The 20,897-nt window shown below is 60.8% G+C and carries 19 protein-coding genes; 7 read left to right on the top strand and 12 right to left on the bottom strand.

Annotation, left to right across the window (positions count from 1 at the left end; translation table 11 throughout):
- Positions 1-169 precede the first annotated feature (169 nt).
- The 5 genes from HPDFL43_RS20200 to HPDFL43_RS20220 all read left to right on the top strand — a co-directional run bounded on the left by HPDFL43_RS20200 (position 170) and on the right by HPDFL43_RS20220 (position 5,453).
- The gene (locus tag HPDFL43_RS20200) at positions 170-1,522 is read left to right on the top strand and encodes a murein hydrolase activator EnvC family protein (protein WP_169743270.1); all 1,353 of its coding nucleotides are present in this window, start codon (positions 170-172) and stop codon (positions 1,520-1,522) included.
- Positions 1,512-2,834 (top strand): S41 family peptidase, encoded by a 1,323-nt coding sequence (locus tag HPDFL43_RS20205; RefSeq protein WP_040449403.1) that lies wholly within the window; start codon positions 1,512-1,514, stop codon positions 2,832-2,834. The genes HPDFL43_RS20200 and HPDFL43_RS20205 overlap by 11 nt, the downstream gene beginning before the upstream one ends.
- A gap of 131 nt (positions 2,835-2,965) precedes the next feature.
- Entirely contained in the window at positions 2,966-4,222 is a 1,257-nt protein-coding gene (locus tag HPDFL43_RS20210; RefSeq protein WP_007199282.1) for a divergent polysaccharide deacetylase family protein, read from the top strand.
- An 8-nt stretch (positions 4,223-4,230) separates the two neighbouring features.
- Entirely contained in the window at positions 4,231-4,767 is a 537-nt protein-coding gene (locus HPDFL43_RS20215) for an RNA pyrophosphohydrolase (RefSeq protein ID WP_052093372.1), read from the top strand.
- Positions 4,764-5,453, top strand: a complete 690-nt coding sequence (locus HPDFL43_RS20220) for an aspartate/glutamate racemase family protein (protein WP_007199284.1) — start codon at positions 4,764-4,766, stop codon at positions 5,451-5,453. The genes HPDFL43_RS20215 and HPDFL43_RS20220 overlap by 4 nt, the downstream gene beginning before the upstream one ends.
- A 213-nt stretch (positions 5,454-5,666) precedes the next feature.
- On the opposite strand, the gene HPDFL43_RS20225 is transcribed toward HPDFL43_RS20220, so the two are convergent.
- The 10 genes from HPDFL43_RS20225 to HPDFL43_RS20270 all read right to left on the bottom strand — a co-directional run bounded on the left by HPDFL43_RS20225 (position 5,667) and on the right by HPDFL43_RS20270 (position 15,826).
- Positions 5,667-6,074: a F0F1 ATP synthase subunit epsilon gene (locus tag HPDFL43_RS20225; RefSeq protein ID WP_007199285.1), complete on the bottom strand. Its 408-nt coding sequence runs from the start codon at positions 6,072-6,074 to the stop codon at positions 5,667-5,669.
- A 74-nt stretch (positions 6,075-6,148) separates the two neighbouring features.
- Entirely contained in the window at positions 6,149-7,702 is a 1,554-nt protein-coding gene (gene atpD, locus HPDFL43_RS20230; RefSeq protein WP_007199286.1) for a F0F1 ATP synthase subunit beta, read from the bottom strand.
- A gap of 25 nt (positions 7,703-7,727) precedes the next feature.
- Positions 7,728-8,606, bottom strand: coding sequence for a F0F1 ATP synthase subunit gamma (locus HPDFL43_RS20235; protein ID WP_007199287.1), 879 nt, complete (start codon positions 8,604-8,606; stop codon positions 7,728-7,730).
- Positions 8,607-8,633: 27 nt separating this feature from the next.
- A complete protein-coding gene (gene atpA / locus HPDFL43_RS20240) occupies positions 8,634-10,163 on the bottom strand; it encodes a F0F1 ATP synthase subunit alpha (RefSeq protein WP_007199288.1) in 1,530 nt (509 codons plus the stop codon).
- Positions 10,163-10,723 (bottom strand): F0F1 ATP synthase subunit delta, encoded by a 561-nt coding sequence (locus tag HPDFL43_RS20245; protein WP_040449404.1) that lies wholly within the window; start codon positions 10,721-10,723, stop codon positions 10,163-10,165. The genes atpA and HPDFL43_RS20245 overlap by 1 nt, the downstream gene beginning before the upstream one ends.
- A 252-nt stretch (positions 10,724-10,975) precedes the next feature.
- Complete coding sequence (locus tag HPDFL43_RS20250; protein ID WP_007199290.1) at positions 10,976-11,365, bottom strand: AGROH133_08824 family phage infection protein; 390 nt, start codon at positions 11,363-11,365, stop codon at positions 10,976-10,978.
- Positions 11,366-11,479: 114 nt separating this feature from the next.
- The gene (locus HPDFL43_RS20255) at positions 11,480-12,418 is read right to left on the bottom strand and encodes a DMT family transporter (RefSeq protein ID WP_156970351.1); all 939 of its coding nucleotides are present in this window, start codon (positions 12,416-12,418) and stop codon (positions 11,480-11,482) included.
- Between the two features lie 130 nt (positions 12,419-12,548).
- A complete protein-coding gene (locus tag HPDFL43_RS20260; RefSeq protein ID WP_007199292.1) occupies positions 12,549-13,946 on the bottom strand; it encodes an adenylate/guanylate cyclase domain-containing protein in 1,398 nt (465 codons plus the stop codon).
- Between the two features lie 298 nt (positions 13,947-14,244).
- A complete protein-coding gene (locus HPDFL43_RS20265; protein WP_040449406.1) occupies positions 14,245-15,141 on the bottom strand; it encodes an MBL fold metallo-hydrolase in 897 nt (298 codons plus the stop codon).
- A 28-nt stretch (positions 15,142-15,169) separates the two neighbouring features.
- On the bottom strand, positions 15,170-15,826 hold the full coding sequence (locus HPDFL43_RS20270) for a DsbA family protein (RefSeq protein ID WP_007199294.1): 657 nt from the start codon (positions 15,824-15,826) through the stop codon (positions 15,170-15,172).
- Between the two features lie 96 nt (positions 15,827-15,922).
- On the opposite strand from HPDFL43_RS20270, the gene HPDFL43_RS20275 reads away from it, so the two are divergent.
- Positions 15,923-16,831, top strand: coding sequence for a LysR family transcriptional regulator (locus tag HPDFL43_RS20275; protein WP_007199296.1), 909 nt, complete (start codon positions 15,923-15,925; stop codon positions 16,829-16,831).
- Positions 16,832-16,890: 59 nt separating this feature from the next.
- Here HPDFL43_RS20275 and HPDFL43_RS20280 read toward each other — a convergent pair whose 3' ends face one another.
- A complete protein-coding gene (locus tag HPDFL43_RS20280; protein WP_007199297.1) occupies positions 16,891-19,095 on the bottom strand; it encodes a primosomal protein N' in 2,205 nt (734 codons plus the stop codon).
- A 96-nt stretch (positions 19,096-19,191) separates the two neighbouring features.
- Between HPDFL43_RS20280 and fsa the strand changes: the two genes are divergently transcribed.
- Positions 19,192-19,845, top strand: a complete 654-nt coding sequence (fsa, locus tag HPDFL43_RS20285) for a fructose-6-phosphate aldolase (protein ID WP_007199298.1) — start codon at positions 19,192-19,194, stop codon at positions 19,843-19,845.
- Between the two features lie 91 nt (positions 19,846-19,936).
- Here fsa and HPDFL43_RS20290 read toward each other — a convergent pair whose 3' ends face one another.
- Positions 19,937-20,845 carry a 1-acyl-sn-glycerol-3-phosphate acyltransferase gene (locus tag HPDFL43_RS20290; RefSeq protein WP_007199299.1) on the bottom strand — a complete coding sequence of 303 codons (909 nt, stop codon included), beginning with the start codon at positions 20,843-20,845 and terminating at the stop codon, positions 19,937-19,939.
- Positions 20,846-20,897: the final 52 nt, after the last annotated feature.

A 20,897-nucleotide genomic window follows, 5' to 3' on the forward strand; every position in this document is an offset into this window, starting at 1 on the left:
CGATAGCGTCGTCCACGCGCGCCGGGTCGCAAAGAAGTGATCTTCCAGGACAATATGGGACATGGAGGATTTGCGGCAAAGCAGTTATCATTGTGCAATGATTTGTGTGCCGCACACATCGCCTGGAGCTCAGCCACACCGGACCCGGATCCGGCGCATCGCTGCGGCCATGACAGCGGCACTTTGGTTCGGCTTTTCGTTCCCGGCCCACGCCACCGACCCCAATGAACCGATCGGTCCTGACGAGCCAGGCGCCTCACAGGTTGCCAGCGAGCTTGAAGAGCAGAAGCAGGCGAACAATCTCGAACTCCAGTCTGTCGAGGAACAGGCCGCAGCAACAGCCCGCGCGCTCGCCGCCCTTGAATCCGACATGGCAGCATTGCGCAACGACCAGCAGGATCTGGATGAGAAGATCAACGCCACCGGTGCACGCCGCGCCGAGCTTGATCAGCGCATTGCCGAAGGTGAAACGGCAATGGTCGATCTTTCGGAGCGCCAGGAGGCCGTGCGCCTGTCTCTGATCTCGCGCCGCGCAGTCCTTGCCGAAGTGCTCGCAGCGCTGCAGCGCATCGGCCGCGATCCGCCACCCGCACTGCTCGTCAGCCCCGAGGATGCGCTGTCTTCGGTTCGCAGTGCAATCCTTCTTGGTGCTGTGGTGCCAGAAATCCGCGCAGAAACGGAAGCGCTGGCCGGAGACCTCAAGGAGCTTGCGGCGCTCAGGCAGGCAATTGCGCTCGAACGCAGCTCCCTCGCCAGCGCGCTGGCTGAAAACGCCGCCGAAGAGAAGCGGCTGGCCGAACTCGCCGCAGAGAAAGTGGCACTTCAGGCAGAAAGCCGGCGCCGCCTCATTCGGGAGCAAACCCGTGCAGAAGCGCTCACCGTCCGCTCGAGCGAGCTCGAATCGGTGATTGCCTCCCTGGCCGGCGAGATCGAAGATCTTCAGCGCGCCGCCGAAGCTGCACGAGTGGCTGAACAGGAGCGCCAGCAGCGGCTCGCCGAGCAGCTTGAACGGGCCCACGCTTTCGCCGCCACCGCGCTGCCCGACAAAAACCGCATTGCCCCGGCATATGCGTTTTCAAGACTTCTTGGAACGCTCGACAGGCCGGTCGAAGGCGAACCGGTTCGTTTCTTTGGCGCCGATGACGGTGCAGGCCATTCGCTCACCGGCGAGGTTGTTGCGTCCAGTGAAGGGGATGTGGTGCGTTCGCCGGTGGATGCCTGGGTGGCCTATGCGGGCCCCTTCAGGAGCTATGGGCAGGTGGTGATTCTCGATGTCGGAGAAAGACATCATCTGGTTCTTGCCGGAATGGAAACAATCGAGGTCAAAGCTGGCCAATTCGTGCTTTCCGGCGAGCCTCTGGCCACCATGGGCCAGACAAGATTTGCAGGCTCGGCGGCTTTGACGCTGGCCTCGGAGCGTCCAACGCTCTACATTGAGTTTAGAAAAGACGGTCAACCGGTCGATCCGCGTGCATGGTGGAAAGACCCGAGGTCTTCGGGAAAGGCAAGCAATGATACGTAAGGTGACACTTTTGGCAGTCGGCGCTTTGATGGGCGCGACGGCAATGAGCGCAATCAATGTCTTCGGCAGCTCTGCCGAAGCTGCGGGTGCGGCGACCTATCGCCAGCTTGCCATCTTCGGCAACGTGTTCGAACGCGTCAGGGCGCAATACGTGACACCGCCGGAAGAAGACAAGCTGATCGAAAACGCTATCAACGGCATGCTCACCTCGCTTGATCCACATTCGAGCTACCTGAACCAGGAAGCTGCCGACGACATGCGGACCCAGACCCGCGGCGAATTTGGCGGCCTCGGCATCGAAGTCACCATGGAAGACGAACTGGTCAAGGTGATCACGCCGATCGACGAGACCCCGGCCTCCAGAGCCGGTGTTCTGTCCGGTGATTTCATCTCGGAGATTGATGGCGAGCCGGTTCGCGGCCTGTCGCTCGGCCAGGCGGTTGATAAGATGCGCGGGCCCGTCAACACAGCCATCGAACTGACCATCCTGCGTGAGGGCGCCGACGCTCCGATCAAGATCAAGGTCGTTCGCGACATCATCGCGGTCAAGGCGGTGCGTTCCCGCGTTGAGGATGATATCGGGTATCTCCGGGTCATTTCCTTCACCGAAAAGACCTATGATGACCTCTCCGACGCCATCGAAAAGATGACCGATGAAATTGGCGAAGACAGACTCAAGGGTTTTGTCCTCGATCTGCGGCTCAACCCCGGTGGTCTTCTCGATCAGGCCATCAGCGTTTCGGATGCGTTCCTTGACCGCGGCGAAATCGTCTCGACCCGCGGCCGCAATGCCGAGGAAACCCGCCGCTTCAATTCCCGTCCGGGCGATCTGACCGGTGGCAAGCCGGTGATCGTGCTGATCAATGGCGGTTCCGCATCTGCCTCGGAAATTGTCGCCGGTGCGCTTCAGGATCACCGCCGCGCCACCGTGCTCGGCACCCGCTCCTTCGGCAAGGGATCCGTGCAGACCATCATTCCGCTCGATTCGTCGACAGCCCTGCGTCTCACAACTGCGCTCTATTACACGCCGTCAGGCACATCGATCCAGGGCACCGGGATCAAGCCGGACATCCGCGTCGAACAGCCGGTCCCTGAAGAATTGCGCGGCCGTGTGAAGCCTTCTGGCGAGAGCGAACTTCGCGGTCACATCCAGGGCGAGAACGAGGACGAAGAGGGCTCCGGTTCGATTGCCTATGTCCCGCCGGATCCGAAGGACGATGTTCAGCTCGGCTATGCGATGGAACTGCTTCGTGGCGAGAAGACCGATCCGGCGTTCCCGCCGAACCCGGACCAGGCTGCCAACGAGAACTGACGACACCTTTGTCCGCCGCCTCATTTGTGCAAGTCTGTCTTGCATCAACGGCGGCGGACTGATTCAATGCCACAACAGGGTTCAGGGCCGCACCGGGATTCGGGATCGCATCGGGATTCGGGCAGAATATCTTGGGCAATGACATTCACAAGCCGCTGGGAACAAACACCAGGCCCTCGGCCCAGCGCCAGGCCAGGCCAGCATCCGCTTGGGCTTCCAGACTTGCGATCGGCCTCGTCCTTCTTGCCATTCTTGGCAGCGCAGGATGGATAGCTTTCTCCAGCTCACAAATCGAACGGTTGGGAACATCGGTAACTGCGAGCGGACCCGGATCTGACACGCCGCCCGACACAGTTGATGTGGCATCTGCCCAGAACCAGAAGGAAGACTCGGTTTCCGGACAATCGGGCTCGGGCATTTCCGGCACCTCCGACGACCCGCTTCAGTCGCTTCACGGCCAGTCCGGTGCGGAGGTCGTCAAAACCCTTGATGACGATGGCAACGAGATCGTCACGATCACACCGCTTCAACGGCCGGACAACCGTCCGGTGCTGCTCACTCCGCCCGGGCGCGTGGGCCAGAACCCGCGGCTTGCACATTTGCCCGATCCATCCGTCCTTGAAGAGGCCGGTATCGGCGACCTGCCGGTGCGTGGCGAGAACGGCGAGCGCCCTTTCGACATCTATGGCCGGCCCTGGTCAGGAGCGCGGGGCGCGCGTGTTGTCATAATTGTCGGCGGTCTCGGCCTGAGCCAGACCGGCACCCAGCATGCAATCGCCGCCTTGCCGGAAGACATCACGCTGGCCTTCGCCGCCAATGGCAACAGCCTTCAGCGCTGGATGCAGGAGGCCCGTCGCGAAGGCCACGAAATCCTGTTGCAGATCCCCTTTGAACCTTTCGACTACCCGGCCAACGATCCCGGCCCGCGCACCTTGACCGTGGAGGCAGGGGCAGAGGCAAATCTGGATAATCTGCACGCCTCCATGGCCCGGATTACCAACTACACCGGGATCACCAACTTCATGGGCGGAAGGTTTCTCTCCGACGCGGACGCGCTTGAACCGGTGATGCGCGATATCGCCGACCGCGGGCTCATGTTCCTTGACGACGGCACATCCGCCCAGTCGCTTACCGAGCCCTTCTCCAAGACACTCGGAATTCCTTTCGCTGCGGCCGATATGGTCCTCGACGCCACACAGGAGCGCGGCTACATTCTTGCCAAACTCGATGATCTTGAGCGCTCGGCCCGGCGCAATGGAATTGCAATAGGGGTGGCCTCGGCATTCGAGGTAAGTGTGGACGCAATCGCCAGCTGGGCCAACGAAGCCAAGGCCCGCGGCATAGAGATAGTCTCGGCCTCCGCGGGCGCCGAAGATCCGGAAGGATGAGCGAATACATGGGCGGGAAGACAGTGGACACAAAGCCAGGGACCAACCTGCCCTACCGGCTGTGCGTGGGAATCATGGTGCTCGATACGCGTGGACTGGTCTGGGCCGGTCGGCGCATTTCGGAGGGCAACACCGAATATGATGGCTCACCGCAACTCTGGCAGATGCCGCAAGGCGGGATCGACAAGGGTGAAGACCCCTACATGGCCGCGGTGCGGGAACTCTATGAGGAAACCGGAATCACGTCGGTCGAACTGATCGCCGAAGCACCTGACTGGATCGACTATGATCTTCCCGATCATATGATCGGCATTGGCCTGAAGGGCAAATACCGTGGACAGCGCCAGCGCTGGTTTGCCCTCCGGTTTACCGGCAACGAGCGTGAAATCCGAATCAACCCGCCCCCGGAAGGCCACAAACCGGAATTTGATGCATGGGAATGGAAGCCAATGGCGACGCTTCCCGAATTGATCGTGCCTTTCAAACGGCGGGCCTATGAGCAGGTGGTTGCGGCCTTTTCACATTTGGCGGGGGTACCCGAATGAAGTTGATCGGTTTGTTGGGCGCCGTGGGCTGGAAGACCACTGCCGACTACTACCGAATGATCAATGAATACACCCGCCGCCAACTTGGTGGTGAGCATACCGCACGCATCCTCTTGCATTCGGTGGATTCCCATATGCTGCATCAGCATCAGTGCAACAATGATTGGCCGGAGATCGGCGCGATTCTCGGTGAAGCGGGCCGGAGCCTGAAGAATGGTGGCGCTGATTTCATCGTATTGACCAGCAATGCCATGCATCAGGTGGCCGACCACATCACCTGCAATTCCAAACTTGATCTGCTGCATATTGCCGAACCTGCCGCGGCAATGGTCCATAATGACGGACACAGGCTGGTAGCATTGATCGGCACGCGAGACACGATGGAAGGAGATTTCTACCAGGAATGGCTCGAAAAGCACTATGGCATTGCCATGATAACGCCCGAAGCGGACGAACGGGAACGTGTGCACCAGATCATAATCGACGAACTGGCTGACGGCGTCATACACGCCAGTTCACGTCGCTATGTTTCGGAACTGATCGGCAAGCTGCACCGGCGTGGGGCTCAAGGCTTGATCCTTGCCTGTTCGGAGATCACAGCGATCGTACCGCCGGATTACGACCTCATCCCGGTTTATGACACGACCCGGCTTCATGCCCGCGCCGCCGTGCAGCGCGCGCTTTAAGAACATCACGTTTGAACCCTGCGGCATCGGTGCCAGGATCAACTGCCGCGCCGGCGCAATGGCGCATGCCGAAGCGAACAAAGCCATTGAGGCTCAGAGCGATCTGAACGTTAGAGCCAGCCTGTCAGAAACGTTCGTGTCCGGACCATCCTGCAAAGAAAAAGCGGCCCGCAGGCCGCCCGTTCCAAATTATCCTGTTTCTTGCCGAATTGCTCAGGCAGACACGATCGCCTCGTTGAGCGTCGTCAGGTGATCAAGATAATCCTGCGCCTTCTGCTTGGCGGCATCGGAGCTCGCATCGGCGACATCTTCCCGCGCATCCTGCAAACGCTGTGCGAGATCATCACGGTCGATATCACCCACCGCAACAGCCGATTCGGCAAGCAGTGTGCAGCCATCGGGCAGGATGTCGGCAAAACCGCCAAACACGACGTAGCGTTCTGTCGCGCCTTCCGCTGTCACGACACTGACCACGCCGGGCTTGATGGTCGTCATGGTCGGTGCATGATGCGCCATCACGGTCATTTCGCCATCCGTACCGGGCAGCACGACTTCGGTGGCGGAAGCTGACAACAGCAACCGCTCGGGAGATACGAGTTCAAAATTGAAGTTGTCAGCCATGACCTTCACTTTACCGTAGTGCCAGACGAGAACCCGCGCCAATCGTCACGATCGGCGCGGTCCGTATTTTCTGTTTAGGCGACTTCCGCAGCAAGACGCTGCGCCTTCTCGATGGCTTCCTCGATGGTGCCAACCATGTAGAAGGCCGGCTCGGGAAGATGGTCATACTGACCTTCGACAAGACCCTTGAAGCTCTTGATGGTGTCTTCGAGATCAACGAGCTTGCCCGGAGCGCCGGTGAACACTTCAGCCACGAAGAACGGCTGCGACAGGAAGCGCTCGATCTTGCGGGCCCGTGCCACGGTCAGCTTGTCTTCTTCCGACAGTTCATCCATGCCGAGAATGGCGATGATGTCCTGAAGCGACTTGTAGCGCTGCAGCGTCGACTGCACTTTACGTGCCACTTCATAGTGCTCTTCACCGACGATCTGCGGGTCGAGCATGCGCGAAGTCGAGTCAAGCGGATCCACGGCCGGGTAGATGCCCTTTTCCGAAATCGCACGCGACAACACGGTGGTGGCGTCAAGGTGGGCAAACGAGGTTGCCGGAGCAGGGTCGGTCAAGTCATCGGCCGGCACGTAAATCGCCTGCACCGAAGTGATCGAGCCCTTGTTGGTGGTGGTGATGCGTTCCTGCATCTGGCCCATATCGGTGGCCAGTGTCGGCTGGTAGCCCACAGCCGAAGGAATACGGCCGAGAAGTGCCGACACTTCCGAACCCGCCTGGGTGAAGCGGAAGATGTTGTCGACGAAGAACAACACGTCCTGGCCCTGGTCGCGGAAATGCTCAGCCACGGTCAGACCGGTCAGAGCAACACGGGCGCGGGCGCCTGGAGGCTCGTTCATCTGACCATAGACGAGCGCAGCCTTGGAGCCGTCGCCGCCGCCATGCTTGTTCACGCCCGATTCGATCATTTCATGATAGAGATCGTTGCCTTCGCGGGTGCGCTCGCCAACGCCGGCGAACACCGAGTAACCACCATGGGCGCGCGCCACGTTGTTGATCAGTTCCATGATCAACACCGTCTTGCCCACGCCGGCACCGCCGAACAGGCCGATCTTGCCGCCCTTGGCGTAAGGCGCAAGCAGGTCAACGACCTTGATGCCCGTCACCAGAATTTCCGCTTCGGTCGACTGCTCGACATAGGACGGCGCATCCTGGTGGATCTCGCGTGTCGCCTTGGTCTTGATCGGACCGGCATCATCCACCGGCTCACCGATCACGTTCATGATGCGACCGAGCGTCTCGTCACCAACAGGCACCGAGATTGCGGCGCCGGTATCGACCACTTCCTGGCCGCGAACCAGACCTTCGGTCGAGTCCATGGCGATGGTGCGGACGGTGTTTTCACCCAGGTGCTGCGCAACCTCGAGAACCAGGCGGTTGCCCATGTTCTGAGTTTCCAGCGCGCTCAGGATACGCGGCAACGGACCGTCGAACGAAACGTCCACAACCGCGCCAATCACCTGCGAAATGCGACCCTTCGAGCCGGATGCCGCGGCCGAAACCTTGGCAGTGGTTGTCTTGGCCGCGCGTGCTGCGGGCTTCTTCGCCGCTGCGGGTTTTTTCGCCGCTGCGGATCTGGTTGCCGCTGCGGGCTTGGTTGCCGGGGTAGCTGCCTTAGCCATATCGTCTTACCCTCTTTCGTGTCCCTTAGAGCGCTTCCGCGCCGGAGATGATTTCAATAAGTTCCTTGGTGATCTGGGCCTGCCGCTGACGGTTGTAGCTCATCGACAGCTTGTCGATCATCTCGCCTGCGTTGCGGGTAGCGCTGTCCATTGCGGACATCTTCGCACCCATTTCGCCGGCGACATTCTCAAGCAGCGCCCTGAAGATCTGCACCTTGATAGAACGCGGCAGCAGATCCTCCAGGATCTCGGTCGCGTCGGGTTCGTAGTCATAGATTGCCATGGCACCTGCATCCGCTTCAACCGGAGCGGCAGAAGCCGGAATAAGCTGCTGCGCGGTTGGCACCTGGCTGATCACGGATTTGAATTCCGAGTAGAACAGGGTGCAAACATCAAAGCCGCCTTCCTCAAACAGGCTCATCACCTTGCCGGCAACCGTTTCGGCCTGGGCAAAGCTCATCTGCTTGACCTCACGGAAATCAACCCGCTCGATGATCAGCGACGAATACTCGCGGCGAAGGATGTCGTAACCCTTCTTGCCAACGCAGATGATCTTCACAGTCTTGCCGTCGGCAACCAGCTTGCGCACATGTTCGCGCGCAAACCGGGCGATTTGGCTGTTGAAGCCACCGCAAAGCCCACGTTCGGCGGTGCAAACCACCAGAAGATGAGTGTCGTCCTTGCCGGTCCCGGCCATCAACCGTGGCGCATCGTCACCGCTGCCCACGGCATCGGCGATGTTTGCCATCACGGCAGCCATACGCTGCGAGTAAGGCCGGGCGGCCTCGGCCGCGTCCTGCGCACGCCGAAGCTTCGCCGCGGCGACCATCTGCATCGCCTTGGTGATCTTCTGCGTCGCCTTGACGGAGGCGATCCGGTTTTTCAGATCCTTAAGTGAAGGCATCCGTTATCCGTCCTCGGTCTCTCGCCCTCAGGCGAAGGTTTTTGCGAAGGTGTCGATCGTGTCCTTCAGCTTCGACTTGACGTCGTCGCTGATGGCCTTCTCGGTGCGGATCGCTTCAAGCACGTCACTGCCTTCGCTGCGCATATGCCCGAGCAGACCCTGCTCGAACCGGCCGACATCGGACACCGCCAATTTGTCGAGATAGCCGTTCACACCGGCGAAGATCACGGCAACCTGCTCTTCGGTCTTCAGCGGCGAGAACTGTGCCTGCTTGAGAAGTTCCGTCAGGCGTGCACCACGGTTAAGAAGCCGCTGGGTGGCAGCGTCGAGGTCGGAGCCGAACTGCGCGAACGCCGCCATTTCGCGGTACTGTGCAAGCTCACCCTTGATCGAGCCGGCAACCTGCTTCATCGCCTTGATCTGCGCCGACGAACCCACGCGGGACACCGACAGACCGACGTTCACAGCCGGGCGGATACCCTGGAAGAACAGTTCGGTTTCAAGGAAGATCTGACCGTCGGTGATCGAGATCACGTTGGTCGGAATATAGGCTGACACGTCGTTGGCCTGGGTTTCGATCACCGGCAGAGCGGTCAACGAACCAGAGCCATTGTCTTCATTGAGCTTCGCAGCGCGCTCGAGAAGGCGCGAGTGAAGATAGAAAACGTCACCTGGGTAAGCTTCACGGCCCGGAGGACGACGCAGCAGCAGCGACATCTGACGATAGGCAACGGCCTGCTTGGAAAGGTCGTCATAGGCGATCAGGGCATGCTTGCCGTTGTCGCGGAAATACTCACCCATCGCACAGCCGGCAAACGGTGCCAGGAACTGCAGCGGAGCAGAGTCCGATGCGGTCGCAGCGATCACGATCGAGTACTCAAGCGCGCCGCGGTCTTCAAGGACCTTGACGAACTGGGCAACGGTCGAACGCTTCTGACCGACAGCCACATAGACGCAGTAGAGCTTCTCGCCCTCAGGCCCGTTCTCGTGGATCGACTTCTGGTTCAGGAAGGTGTCGAGAATGATTGCGGTCTTGCCGGTCTGACGGTCACCAATCACCAGTTCGCGCTGTCCGCGGCCGACCGGGATAAGCGCATCGATGGCCTTGAGGCCGGTCGACATCGGCTCATGCACCGATTTGCGCGGCATGATGCCGGGAGCCTTGACGTCCACACGGGCACGCTTCTTGGCCTTGATCGGGCCCTTGCCGTCGATCGGATTTCCAAGCGCGTCGACAACGCGGCCGAGAAGCTCCGGACCGACCGGCACGTCCACGATGGCGCCCGTCCGCTTGACGATGTCGCCTTCCTTGATGTCTCGGTCGGAACCGAAGATCACGACACCGACATTGTCGGCTTCAAGGTTGAGCGCCATGCCGCGAATTCCACCTGGGAATTCGACCATTTCACCAGCCTGGACATTGTCGAGGCCGTAGACGCGGGCGATGCCGTCACCGACGGACAGAACCTGACCAACTTCGGAAACTTCGGCTTCCTTGCCGAAATTCTTGATTTGATCCTTGAGAATTGCGGAAATTTCCGCGGCGCGGATATCCATCAGCCAACCTCTTTCAGTGCAAGCTTAAGGGTGGAAAGTTTAGTGCGAAGAGATGTGTCGACCTGACGCGAACCGATCTTGACGATCAGCCCACCCAGAAGCGACGCATCCACTGTGACGTTGAGCGTCACGGTTTTCCCAGTCACGCTGGACAGCGCGGCCTTGAGTTCTTTTTGCTGCGCCGCCGAAAGCTGGTGGGCAGTTTTCACATCAGCGGTCACTTCGCCACGTTCCCGGGCGACAATCTCGCCATAGGCACGGACGATCGCGGGCACTGCAAACAAGCGGCGGTTACGCGCGACGACCTTGAGGAAATTGGTAACGAGGGCACCCAGACGCGCTTTCTTGAGCAGAGCCTCGATGGAGCGGGACTGGTCATCGGCGGAAAACACGGGGCTTTTGATCAGACGCTGCAAGTCTTCGCTGCTGTCGATCAAGGCCTGGAAACCGTCAAGATCCTTCGCCACGGCATCGATCGATTTGGCTTCGGCTGCAACCTCAAAAAGCGAGGAAGCGTAGCGCTCGGCGACACCGGAAATTTGCTGGGAGTTGTCTGCCACGGTCGGGATTGTCTCTCGTTGGCGGTCAAAGGCCTGCACATCACCGGGAGCCGGAAAAGCAAGCCATTGATTTTGTTGCGGTAAAAATCAGGATTTCCAAGCCCAAAAGCTTGTTTTTCCTCATTTGCGCGGTCCGTCTAGCATAGTGTGTGAGGAGTCGCAACACGCCGGGTGCGGCATATCGTACATGCTTTAGGATGAGGCGGCAGGGCAGGCCGCGCCGAGGCGCCAGCCTGAAACTGCGATTCGGCTTCAGATCAATCCCATGCCGTAGGCCAGTGGCAGCGCGGCAAGCACGATTTCTATGGCGACGGAAACAAAGTTGAACAGCGTTGCACCCCGGTCCGACATCATCGAGATGATTCGCCCGAAAGCGGTGAAGGCCCATCCGGCACCCAGCGCCAGGTAAATCAGCGGCTGCGCAAACAGGATCGCGCACAGCCCGATACCGAGATAAAATCCGGACATGGTGGCGCGCGCTTCGGACACCGCTTCGGGATGATCCGGCAAGGTCTGGAGCCTGAGGATTTTCAGCGACAGCCGCGGCGCGAACATGCACAGAAGGCCAAATGCGATGGTGACCACCGCGGAACACCAGGCCATCCACTCACCCTGACTTGAAGGCCAGTAAAACTCGATCATTGTTGCGCTCCGTTCACCAGGCCCCGGCCCGGCGGCAAATCAGACATGAGCTCCTCATATCATGACCCGCAGCCACGCCAAACCACCAGCTCTTCGGGCACAATTGGTCCGCTCTCAGCCCAGGGCTGCCAGCTTGCGCTCGTTGCGGGCGATCTGCCGCTCCCGGTTCATGATGTAGATGCCGCTTATGCAGATGATGGACGCCCCGACCATGGTCCAGCCATCGGGCACATCACCAAAAACGATAAAGCCCAGCCCTGTCATCCACAGCAACTGGCTGTAGACAAACGGTGCAAGCTTTGACGCGCTGGCCAGGCGGCTGGCCTTGACCAGAAGCGCATGTCCGCCCAAGCCAAACGCGCCCAGGCTGGCAAGCAGCAGCCAATCGAACGTCGAACCAGGCACCTGCCCGTAGATCAGCGCTGGCGGCGCGAGCAGCACCGTGGCGAAAATGCTGGAATAGAACACCAGGCTGGGCTGGCTTTCCTGCATCGCCAGCTTGCGGGTCACGATCGAGTACAGCGAATAGGTGGTTGCGGCGAGAATCGACCAGATGATCGCCAGGGAGAACACGTCTGTGCCCGGCCGCACCACGATCAGCACACCGATGAAACCGACCATGATCGCCGCCCAGCGGCGCGGCCCGGCCCATTCTCCCAGCAGCGGTCCGGCCATCGCCGTGACCAGCATCGGCACACTTAGAAAAATGCTGATGGTTTGCGCCAGCTGAAGCTCGCGCAGTGCCATGAAATTGAACAGCGTGGTTGCCGGCAGAAGCAGGCCGCGCAGAACCTGCAGCGGCATGTTGTTCACCCGGTACATGTCGGCGCGGCGCCATCCCTGGAAAGCAATGAAGGAAATCACGGTATGGCTGATGAACCGGCACCAGACCACGAAGATCGCTGCGTAACCGGCGGTCACCAGATATTTGGCGCCCGTATCGAGAGCCGCGAAACACATGAAGGTCAATATCGCCAGCAGCATTGCCACCGGCGGCATTGCCTCGCGGTCAACATCATGCCGGGCAGGACGCACTGTATGGTCAGATTTCAAGATGGTTCTTTCTCTCAGGCTCACGCAGCCAGTTTGCCATGGGTGGCGCTCAACACATGCACCGCCGTGCCGGATCTGTCAAAACCCGCTCAGCCGCACGAGACACTGACGAAATCCTGAAACCTGGATATCACGCGGTCCATATTTCGATCGGTGTTTTGCGGCCCCGCAATGTGATCGCCGGCCGAGCCAGGAATGCCTTGCGCGTTGGATCTATCCCGGCATCCGATGATTCAGCCCGCCGCATGAGATCTTCGCTGACCACACATTGGCAGCCGAGCTCCCGCGTTGACGCCTCGAGCCGGCTTGCAACATTGACGGTATCGCCCACGACAGCAAACTCCAGCCGTCGGGAGGGTCCAATGTCCCCCAGGATGACCGGCCCGTAATGCACGCCGATCGAGATCTCGACCGCGGCCAATCCGTTCGCTTCCCGGTCCTTGTTGAAAGCCTTGGCTTCCTCAATCAGCTGCAAGGCGGCTTTCAGCGCATTGGCCGCATCTTCGGGCTTGGTTTGAGGCGTCCCGAAGGTCGCCATCACCCCGTCACCCAGATATTTGTCCAGGGTGCCGCCATTCTGAAAAATGGCCCGCTCAACAAAAGCATGATACCGCCGCAACAACTCCATAACCTCCTGCGGTGAATGGCTCTCTGCGAACTGCGTGAAACCGACAATGTCGGAAAACAGCACCGCCACATCCTGTGTTCGAACCGCGCCGATGTCATGCTCGGTCGACGCCAGCACATCGACAAGGCTGGACGGAAAATACCGCGAAAGATTCGCCCGCTCAGTCGCGATATTGGCCTGTCGCATCAACAGCTGGTTTGAGCGCCAGCCCTTGAGCGCAAGAATGCCGGCGACGATCACAAAAACAACCATCTCCTGAACCCGGACGGCTGGTTGGGTGGAGTTTGGATCAAGTTCGGACGCCAGTATGTCATGACCGGCAAATGCAAAAGCAGCTGCTTCGCTGAGTTCGGGCATTTCATGACCGAACAAGGTCACCCCGAAGAACCCAAGCAGCCAGAGCAGGGCAACCCAGGTGCCCATCGCCCATACGGTTCTCCACGAGTAGGCCAGTGTTGCGACGGCCAGAATGATGAAAAAGTAGATGAAGTTATCGAACCGGTAAGTGAGGGCGGTCGGAAGTTCCTCATTGAGGAAAGGGTTCGGCAGAATGAAGAGCAGCGTCAAAAGGCTGAGATCGAGCAGAATCAGCGCCAGCTCCAGCCTCGACCGGCCGACACTCGCAACCCGGTATTGCAGCCATCCCAAAGCGATGAACATCAACAGCGTGGCCTCATAGAACAGGACATCGAGCCGCATGTTCAGGAATGGCAGCAGGATGGCGACAAGCCCCAGCGCAATGCTCCGCGCGAACACCGCCAGCCGGTGCCCCTGGTGTTTTTCATCTTCCAGCGCTTTCGCCAGAAACGGATTTGACCTGGCTTGCTGCTCTTCCGCCTCCTGCAACTTGCGAAAGCGGGCTACAAATGGCGGCGGCGGCGGCATTTTCACAAACGACATGTTCGATCCGTTCTGTTTCGGCGTCAGCCAAGGATAGCATCCGAGCAGGAGAAACAGGAAACAAGTTGTCAGTGTGGCCGCACAGGATCGATGATGTCCTGCGGTCGGCCTTTCTTCAAGAAATGTTCATTTCGCTCCCTGCGCAAACGCCACGGATCGATGCCGACGTCAGCCGGCACCGATCCGCTCGTTTTCGGGTTCCCCTCAAGCTTCAGCCGTACAGGCATCGCTTGCCGGGAACCTTTGTATCATGGCTGAGAGCACAAGCTCCGGAAACCGGAACAGGCGACGCCTCTGATCAACCCCACTTCATTTCGCCGGTGGCGACCTTTGCGCCGAGGTCCAGGTTGATTCCGCCACCCAGATCCGGGAAGCGGGCCTTCATCGCCGCGATCAGCTCTTCTGAAGACTTGGCTTTGGCAAGCTCTTCTTCAAAGGCCAAAAGATAGGCCTTTGTGTACTCCACCGCCGCGATGCCCATCGGCGCGTCCGGAGCCATGTGTCCGGGCACAACCACCTCTGGATTGCGTGCAGCAATGGCGTCCAGATTGGCGACCCAGGCGGCACGCTCTTCCTTGGTTGGCGTATCGGCGACCCAGACATGAACCCCGGAGAAGATCATGACACCGCCAAGAACCGCCTTCAGGTCTTGGGACCAGAGATAGCGGCGATTGGCCAGACCCTCTGCCGTGACGATCTCGATTTCATGACCATCGACGCTCAGGCTCGCCTCATCATAGGCGACGGGCATGACGACCTCTTCGACCGATTGCGGACCGTTTTCGCCCAGCTTCGGGCCCCAGGTGGCAATCTTCTTGGCCACATTGGCATTGATCGCTGCAATCGTCGCACTGGCTGCAATCACGCGAGCGTCCGGGAACGCCTCTACGACCGGGCGCAGGCTGAAATAGTAATCCGGATCGCTCTGGCTGACATAGATGGTTGTCAGCGGCTTGCCGGTGGCCTTGATCGCTTCGGCAAGTTTGCGGCCACCTTCAAGGGTAAAACCGCCGTCGATCAGAACAGCTTCCGTCTCGCCCGTCACAAGCACAGGCGCGCGGTTGAAACCCGCCTCTCCCGCGGGAAAATGGGCCCATGTGAGGCCTGCATCAGCGGCATTCGAGCCCGTTGAGGACATCAGCATTGCAGCGCCGGCGGCTGCGGTGAATTTCATGACATGTCTTCTGGTAAGCATGGAGGTCTTCTTTCGTATGAGAGGGAAGTCAGGCCAGCCCGAGGGCGGCAAGCATAGGATCGGTTCCGGAGTAGAGCGCGCTTGCGTTCATCGGTTGGCGTGCATCGCCGGTACCAACGATCAGCGCCGGAACACCCTGGACGTGGAATTTCGACATGGTGGCGTGAGCCTCGGCCATCCGCTCCTGCAGGAGACGTACAAGCGCTTCATCAGGTTCGGTCACCACGACGGCGGACCGGGTCAGCCCAAGTCCGTTCAGCAGCTCCGCGACCACCTTGGCCGACGTCACATCCTTGCCGCCTACATAGCGAGCTTCCTGGATTGCCTTGAGCGCTTCGATCTCCCGCTCCGGGGCTTCCATCCGGACGGCGGTCACCGCCCGGGTGGCAATGGTGGAATCAAGCATCCCACCCTTGGCCCCGAGCACATCGCTCCGGTAGGCCTCGCTGAAGGTGCGGCCGCTCAATTGCGCGATCCGCTGGTCGGCCTGCCAGGCCTGTGCGGCAAAGCCTTCCATCGACCGCGCGCCCCGGCCCGAGAACAGGCCGGTCGCAAGCGGCTGAAGATCAATGTCGGGGTGCTGCGCAAGCTCTGCAACGGTCGCCGACGCGCCGTAGCACCAGCCGCAAAGCGGGTCGAAGAGATACTGCAAGGTGATTGCCTTGGTCATGGTCTGTTGAGTCATGGTCTGTCTCCTTGGCCTGAATATGGTGGCTTCAGCCGATCAGGAGAAGGCAAACGATTTTGACATACTGTTTGCTGTTAACTAACAATAATACTGATGACAAAGGGCTACAATCTCAACCGCCTCGCCTATTTCGCCGCCGTGGTCGAAACCGGATCCTTCACGCGCGCTGCCGATCGCCTGAAGGTGACCAAGGCCGTGGTCTCAAGCCAGATCACCCAGCTCGAACAGGAGATCCAGGCAACGCTTCTGATCCGCAACACCCGAAAGGTCAGCCCCACCGAGGCGGGAGAGGCTTTCTACGCCCGTTGCGCAACAATCCTGGCCGAGGCGGACGAAGCCTTCGAGGAGCTCTCGCAGATGACCGCCGTGCCGGCAGGGACGCTGCGATTGACCGCGCCCAACGACTACGGCACGGCCATCGTCACGCCCGTGGTCGCCGCCTTCCGCCGCCAGTACCCGTTCTGCAAGGTTGATTTTCACTTGGGCGAGAGCCGCAGCGACCTGATGACGGGCGAGCTGGATCTGGCGATCCGCGTCGGCTGGCTCACCGATTCGGCGCTGCAGGCCAGAAAGATCGGGAGCTTCCGCCAGGTGCTGGTCGGCGGCTCTGACTATGTCTCCGGGTTGCCGGCAATCGCGCATCCTGACGATCTTCGGACGGCCGATTTTGTCTCCAACGCCCTGATGACTGATCCCGACATGTGGCGGTTCACAAACACAAAAGGCAACGAAGTGACGGTGCGCATGGAGAACACGCTCTCCATCGACAGCACACCTGCCCTTCTTGAAGCGGTGAAGGCCGGCGCGGGACTTGCCGTCCTGCCGGACTACCTGGTCCAGGACCAATTGCAGACTGGCAAGCTGCAGATCATCCTGCCCGGCTGGAGCTTGCGCGACGGCGGCATCTACACCGTCTACCCGCCCTCCCGCTTCCGCCCCGCAAAGGTGACAGCCTTCGTCTCGATGCTCATGCTGGCAGAAAAGGGCCGGAGCGGCCGTTAGCCATTAAACCGTCAGGATTGATGAAAGCGCCAATAGGAAGGCGAAGGCCGCGACACCCCTCACAAAAAACTCTGCGGATCGATATCCACCTGCACCTGCACCGAGCCGCGCTGTTTCGGCCCCTTGGCGAGCATGTCCTTGACGAAGCCCTGCATGTCGTTGCCGCGGGCGCCATGCACCAGCAGCCGGAAGCGGTGGCGGCCGCGGATCAGGGCCAGCGGCGCTTCGGCGGGGCCGAGCACCATGATCCCCGCGGATGACGGGGCAGCAGCGCGCAGGCCCCGCGCATGGGCCTCGGCCTCAGGCCGTGTGGCGGCCGAGATGATCACCGAGGCCAGCCGTCCGAAGGGCGGCAGCACCGCCATCCGGCGCTCGTCGGTTTCGCGCTCGTAAAAGGCATGCGGATCGCCCGATGCGAAGGCCTGCATCACCGGGTGGTGCGGTTGAAAGGTCTGGATCAGGCCATGGCTCTTGCGCCCGGATCGCCCGGCCCGGCCGGTTACCTGCGATAGCAGCTGATAGGTTCGTTCGGCGGCGCGCGGATCGCCATTGGACAGGCCAAGATCGGCATCGACCACGCCGACCAGCGTCATCAGCGGAAAATTGTGCCCCTTGGCCACCAGCTGCGTGCCGATGACGATATCGGCCTCGCCCTTGGCAATCGCCTCCAGCTCGATGCGCAAGCGCCTTGTGCCGCCGGCCATGTCGGACGACAGCACGATGGTGCGCGCATCGGGGAAATGCTTGTCCGCCTCCTCGGCAATGCGCTCGATTCCCGGCCCGCAGGCAACCAGATGATCCAGCGCGCCGCAGGACGGGCAGGCCTGAGGCGTCGGCTCGTTGTGGCCGCAATGGTGGCACTGCAATTGCGACCGGAACCTATGCTCAACCAGCCAGCTCGAGCATTGCGGGCATTCGAACCGGTGGCCACAGACCCGGCACAGCGTCAGCGGCGCATAGCCACGGCGATTGAGAAACAGCAATGACTGCTCGCCGCGCTCCAGTGTTCCGGCCATCGCCTTGATGAGCACCGGCGACAGGAACCCGCCCCGCGCCGGGGCATGGCGCCTCAAATCAACCAGCTCGATATCGGGCAGCCCGGCATCGGCATAACGGCCCGACAGCACCAGATGGCTGTAGCGCCCCTGCGCCGCATTGACCCGGCTTTCGATCGACGGCGTTGCCGAAGCCAGCACCACCGGAATGTCGCTCAGCCGGGCGCGCACCACCGCCATGTCGCGCGCATTGTAGAACACCCGGTCTTCCTGCTTGTAGGCAGGATCGTGCTCCTCATCGACGATAATCAGGCCAAGATCGGCAAACGGCAGGAACAGCGCCGACCGCGCCCCCGCCACCACACTGACCCGTGATTCGGTCACCTGCCGCCAGACCTTTTCGCGGGTGCGCGGTGCCAGCTCGGAATGCCATTCCGCCGGCCGCGCCCCGAACCGGTTGTGAAACCGGTCCAGAAAGGCATTGGTCAGGGCGATTTCGGGCAACAGGATGAGCACCTGCTTTCCTTGCCTGATGGTCTCGGCAATCGCCTCGAAATAGACCTCGGTCTTGCCCGATCCGGTGACGCCATCCAGCAGCGTCACGCCAAAGCCGCCCGCGGCCACCGTCTCGCGCAGCACTTGGGCCGCAGCCAGCTGGTCGGCCTCAAGCTCGGCCGGGTCGTAATCGGGATCCGGGGCCGGCACCACCGGCTGCGGCGGCAGCATCACCGGCGCGAATACACCCTGCTCCCTCAGCCCGTCGATCACGCTGGCCGATACGCCCGCGGCATGGGCAAGCCCGCTCTTGGTCCAGGCCAGACCGTCAGCCGCCTGGGCGAGAACCCGTTCGCGCGCCGCCGTAATCCGCTCGGGCTGCTGATCGGTGAGCTGCAGCGCCTCGATCAGCGGTTCGGGGTCAAACGCCGCCGGCGCCCGCAGCGCCATCCGCGCCACCAGCCCCGGCGATGACAGCGTGTAGCTGGCGACCCAGTCGATGAACCGGCGCATCGGCGCGTTGAGCGGCGGGCAGTCGAACACCTGGGTGATCTCGCGCAGCTTGTCAGGGTTGACCACATCCGCCTCGCCGTCCCAGACCACGCCGGCCACCAGCCGCGGCCCGAGCGGCACCTGCACGATCTGCCCGGGCACCGCATCCGCGCCGTCGGGCAGCGCATAGGAATAGGCGCGCTCAGCCGGCATCGGCAGCAGCACCGGCACCACTTTTCGCGGGAACAGCCCGCTTTCGATTTGTCGCGAATCTTTGGCCATGTGGCGTGACCTTGCCCCCGCTTTGGGCTAAAGGGAACCCGGATTTGTTTATTCCAGCGCCGGATTGATACGGCATGGACAGTTTGGGAGCCTGCAATGAAGTTCTTTGTCGACACAGCCGACGTCAACGAGATCCGGGAGCTTAACGACCTGGGCCTGATCGACGGGGTGACCACCAACCCGTCGCTGATCATGAAGTCCGGCCGTGACATCCGCGAAGTCACCAAGGAAATCTGCGATATCGTCGAGGGCCCGGTCTCCGCCGAAGTCGCCGCGACCGAGTACGAAGCGATGATGAAGGAAGCTGCGGTTCTCGCCAAGATCGCCGACAACATCTGCATCAAGCTGCCGCTGACCCTTGATGGCCTGAAAGCCTGCCGGGCGCTGACTTCGGACGGCCACCAGACCAATGTGACCTTGTGCTTCTCGGCCAACCAGGCCCTGCTGGCCGCCAAGGCCGGCGCGACCTTCATCTCGCCCTTCATCGGCCGTCTTGATGACATGGCCATCGATGGCATGGAGCTGATCCGCGAGATCCGCCAGATCTATGACAATTACGGCTTCGAGACCGAAATCCTCGCCGCCTCGATCCGCACCGTCAATCACGTGCGCGAAGCAGCCCTGATCGGCGCGGATGTGGCTACCATTCCGGCCTCCACCATCAAGGCGCTGGTCAAGCACCCGCTCACCGACAAGGGCCTGGAAGCATTCCTCGCCGACTGGAAGAAGACCGGCCAGAGCATCGCCTGATTGCAGGCACGCCAAACCGCTATTATTCAGGAAAAAGTTGCAGCGGCCCGGTCACCCCGGGCCGTTTCTGCCAGAGGACACTGCCGCCACCTCAGGCAGCCTGACTCCAGCCCTTGGGCGCCGGCTCGAACACCCGGTCCGGATTTTGGGCGAGACCGTGCACCGTGTGGTACTCCAGCGCGCGAACCGCATCATTGGGGTCTGCATCAAGAGCTTCTGGCATGATCGGCTGACCGACGGTGAAACCGAAGGTCTGCTGTTTCTTGTTGAGCAACTCGTGGAATACGGTCATGTCGCGCAATTCGGTCGAGTGCTTGGAGAGCCAGTAGAACAGGCCTGAATTCCGCGCTGCCATGTTGACCGGAACAATCGGCAAATCATAGCGGCGAGCCAGCGTCACCGCCGAAATTTTCCAGGGCCGCTCGGTCAGCTTGCCCTCGTTCCAGAACGCGATCCGGCCTGAAGGGAACAGCACCGTTGCCTTGCCGTCTTCAACTGCGCGATTGGTCAGCTGCAGTGTTTCGCGGGTCTTGTCGCGGCTCTTGAAGTCGTCACGCCATTCCACCGGAATGATGATTTCATCGAGTCTCGGACTCACCCGCACCGCATCGCGGTTGGCAAAGAACATCATATCCGGACGGGTGTTCTTGAGAAAATCGAACATCGCCACGCCATCGGCGATACCTGTCGGGTGATTGGAGACCAGCAAAAAGGCACCCTTGCGCGGGATCCGCTCCTCGCCTTGCGAGACGATATCCAGCTTGAGGATGCCGCTGAGATAGTGGAACGCCTCCGCCCCCGACATCTTTGCGATCGCATCGGCCATCTTGACGGCCGCACCATATTTCAGCGTTGCATAAACGATCGGCCGCATCACCGGCCAGGCGGGATGCTCCACCAGCCGGCCGCCACGCTCGGCGATCAATCGGTCGATGATATGGCCCGGACGCCCATGCGCGAGCACGTTCAAACGGTATGAAATATCCGCCACATTCGCCATGGAATCGACCCCTCTCGAACCGGATGTCAACAACTCTATCGCAACCGATTGT

Source organism: Hoeflea phototrophica DFL-43 (genome assembly GCF_000154705.2).
GTDB lineage: Bacteria > Pseudomonadota > Alphaproteobacteria > Rhizobiales > Rhizobiaceae > Hoeflea > Hoeflea phototrophica.

Coding starts and splice junctions, on each gene's coding strand:
- HPDFL43_RS20200 (WP_169743270.1), top strand. CDS start 170: ATGACAGCGGCACTTTGGTTCGGCTTTTCGTTCCCGGCCCACGCCACC.
- HPDFL43_RS20205 (WP_040449403.1), top strand. CDS start 1,512: ATGATACGTAAGGTGACACTTTTGGCAGTCGGCGCTTTGATGGGCGCG.
- HPDFL43_RS20215 (WP_052093372.1), top strand. CDS start 4,231: ATGGGCGGGAAGACAGTGGACACAAAGCCAGGGACCAACCTGCCCTAC.
- HPDFL43_RS20220 (WP_007199284.1), top strand. CDS start 4,764: ATGAAGTTGATCGGTTTGTTGGGCGCCGTGGGCTGGAAGACCACTGCC.
- HPDFL43_RS20225 (WP_007199285.1), bottom strand. CDS start 6,074: ATGGCTGACAACTTCAATTTTGAACTCGTATCTCCCGAGCGGTTGCTG.
- atpD (WP_007199286.1), bottom strand. CDS start 7,702: ATGGCTAAGGCAGCTACCCCGGCAACCAAGCCCGCAGCGGCAACCAGA.
- HPDFL43_RS20235 (WP_007199287.1), bottom strand. CDS start 8,606: ATGCCTTCACTTAAGGATCTGAAAAACCGGATCGCCTCCGTCAAGGCG.
- atpA (WP_007199288.1), bottom strand. CDS start 10,163: ATGGATATCCGCGCCGCGGAAATTTCCGCAATTCTCAAGGATCAAATC.
- HPDFL43_RS20250 (WP_007199290.1), bottom strand. CDS start 11,365: ATGATCGAGTTTTACTGGCCTTCAAGTCAGGGTGAGTGGATGGCCTGG.
- HPDFL43_RS20260 (WP_007199292.1), bottom strand. CDS start 13,946: ATGTCGTTTGTGAAAATGCCGCCGCCGCCGCCATTTGTAGCCCGCTTT.
- HPDFL43_RS20265 (WP_040449406.1), bottom strand. CDS start 15,141: ATGCTTACCAGAAGACATGTCATGAAATTCACCGCAGCCGCCGGCGCT.
- HPDFL43_RS20270 (WP_007199294.1), bottom strand. CDS start 15,826: ATGACTCAACAGACCATGACCAAGGCAATCACCTTGCAGTATCTCTTC.
- HPDFL43_RS20275 (WP_007199296.1), top strand. CDS start 15,923: ATGACAAAGGGCTACAATCTCAACCGCCTCGCCTATTTCGCCGCCGTG.
- HPDFL43_RS20280 (WP_007199297.1), bottom strand. CDS start 19,095: ATGGCCAAAGATTCGCGACAAATCGAAAGCGGGCTGTTCCCGCGAAAA.
- fsa (WP_007199298.1), top strand. CDS start 19,192: ATGAAGTTCTTTGTCGACACAGCCGACGTCAACGAGATCCGGGAGCTT.
- HPDFL43_RS20290 (WP_007199299.1), bottom strand. CDS start 20,845: ATGGCGAATGTGGCGGATATTTCATACCGTTTGAACGTGCTCGCGCAT.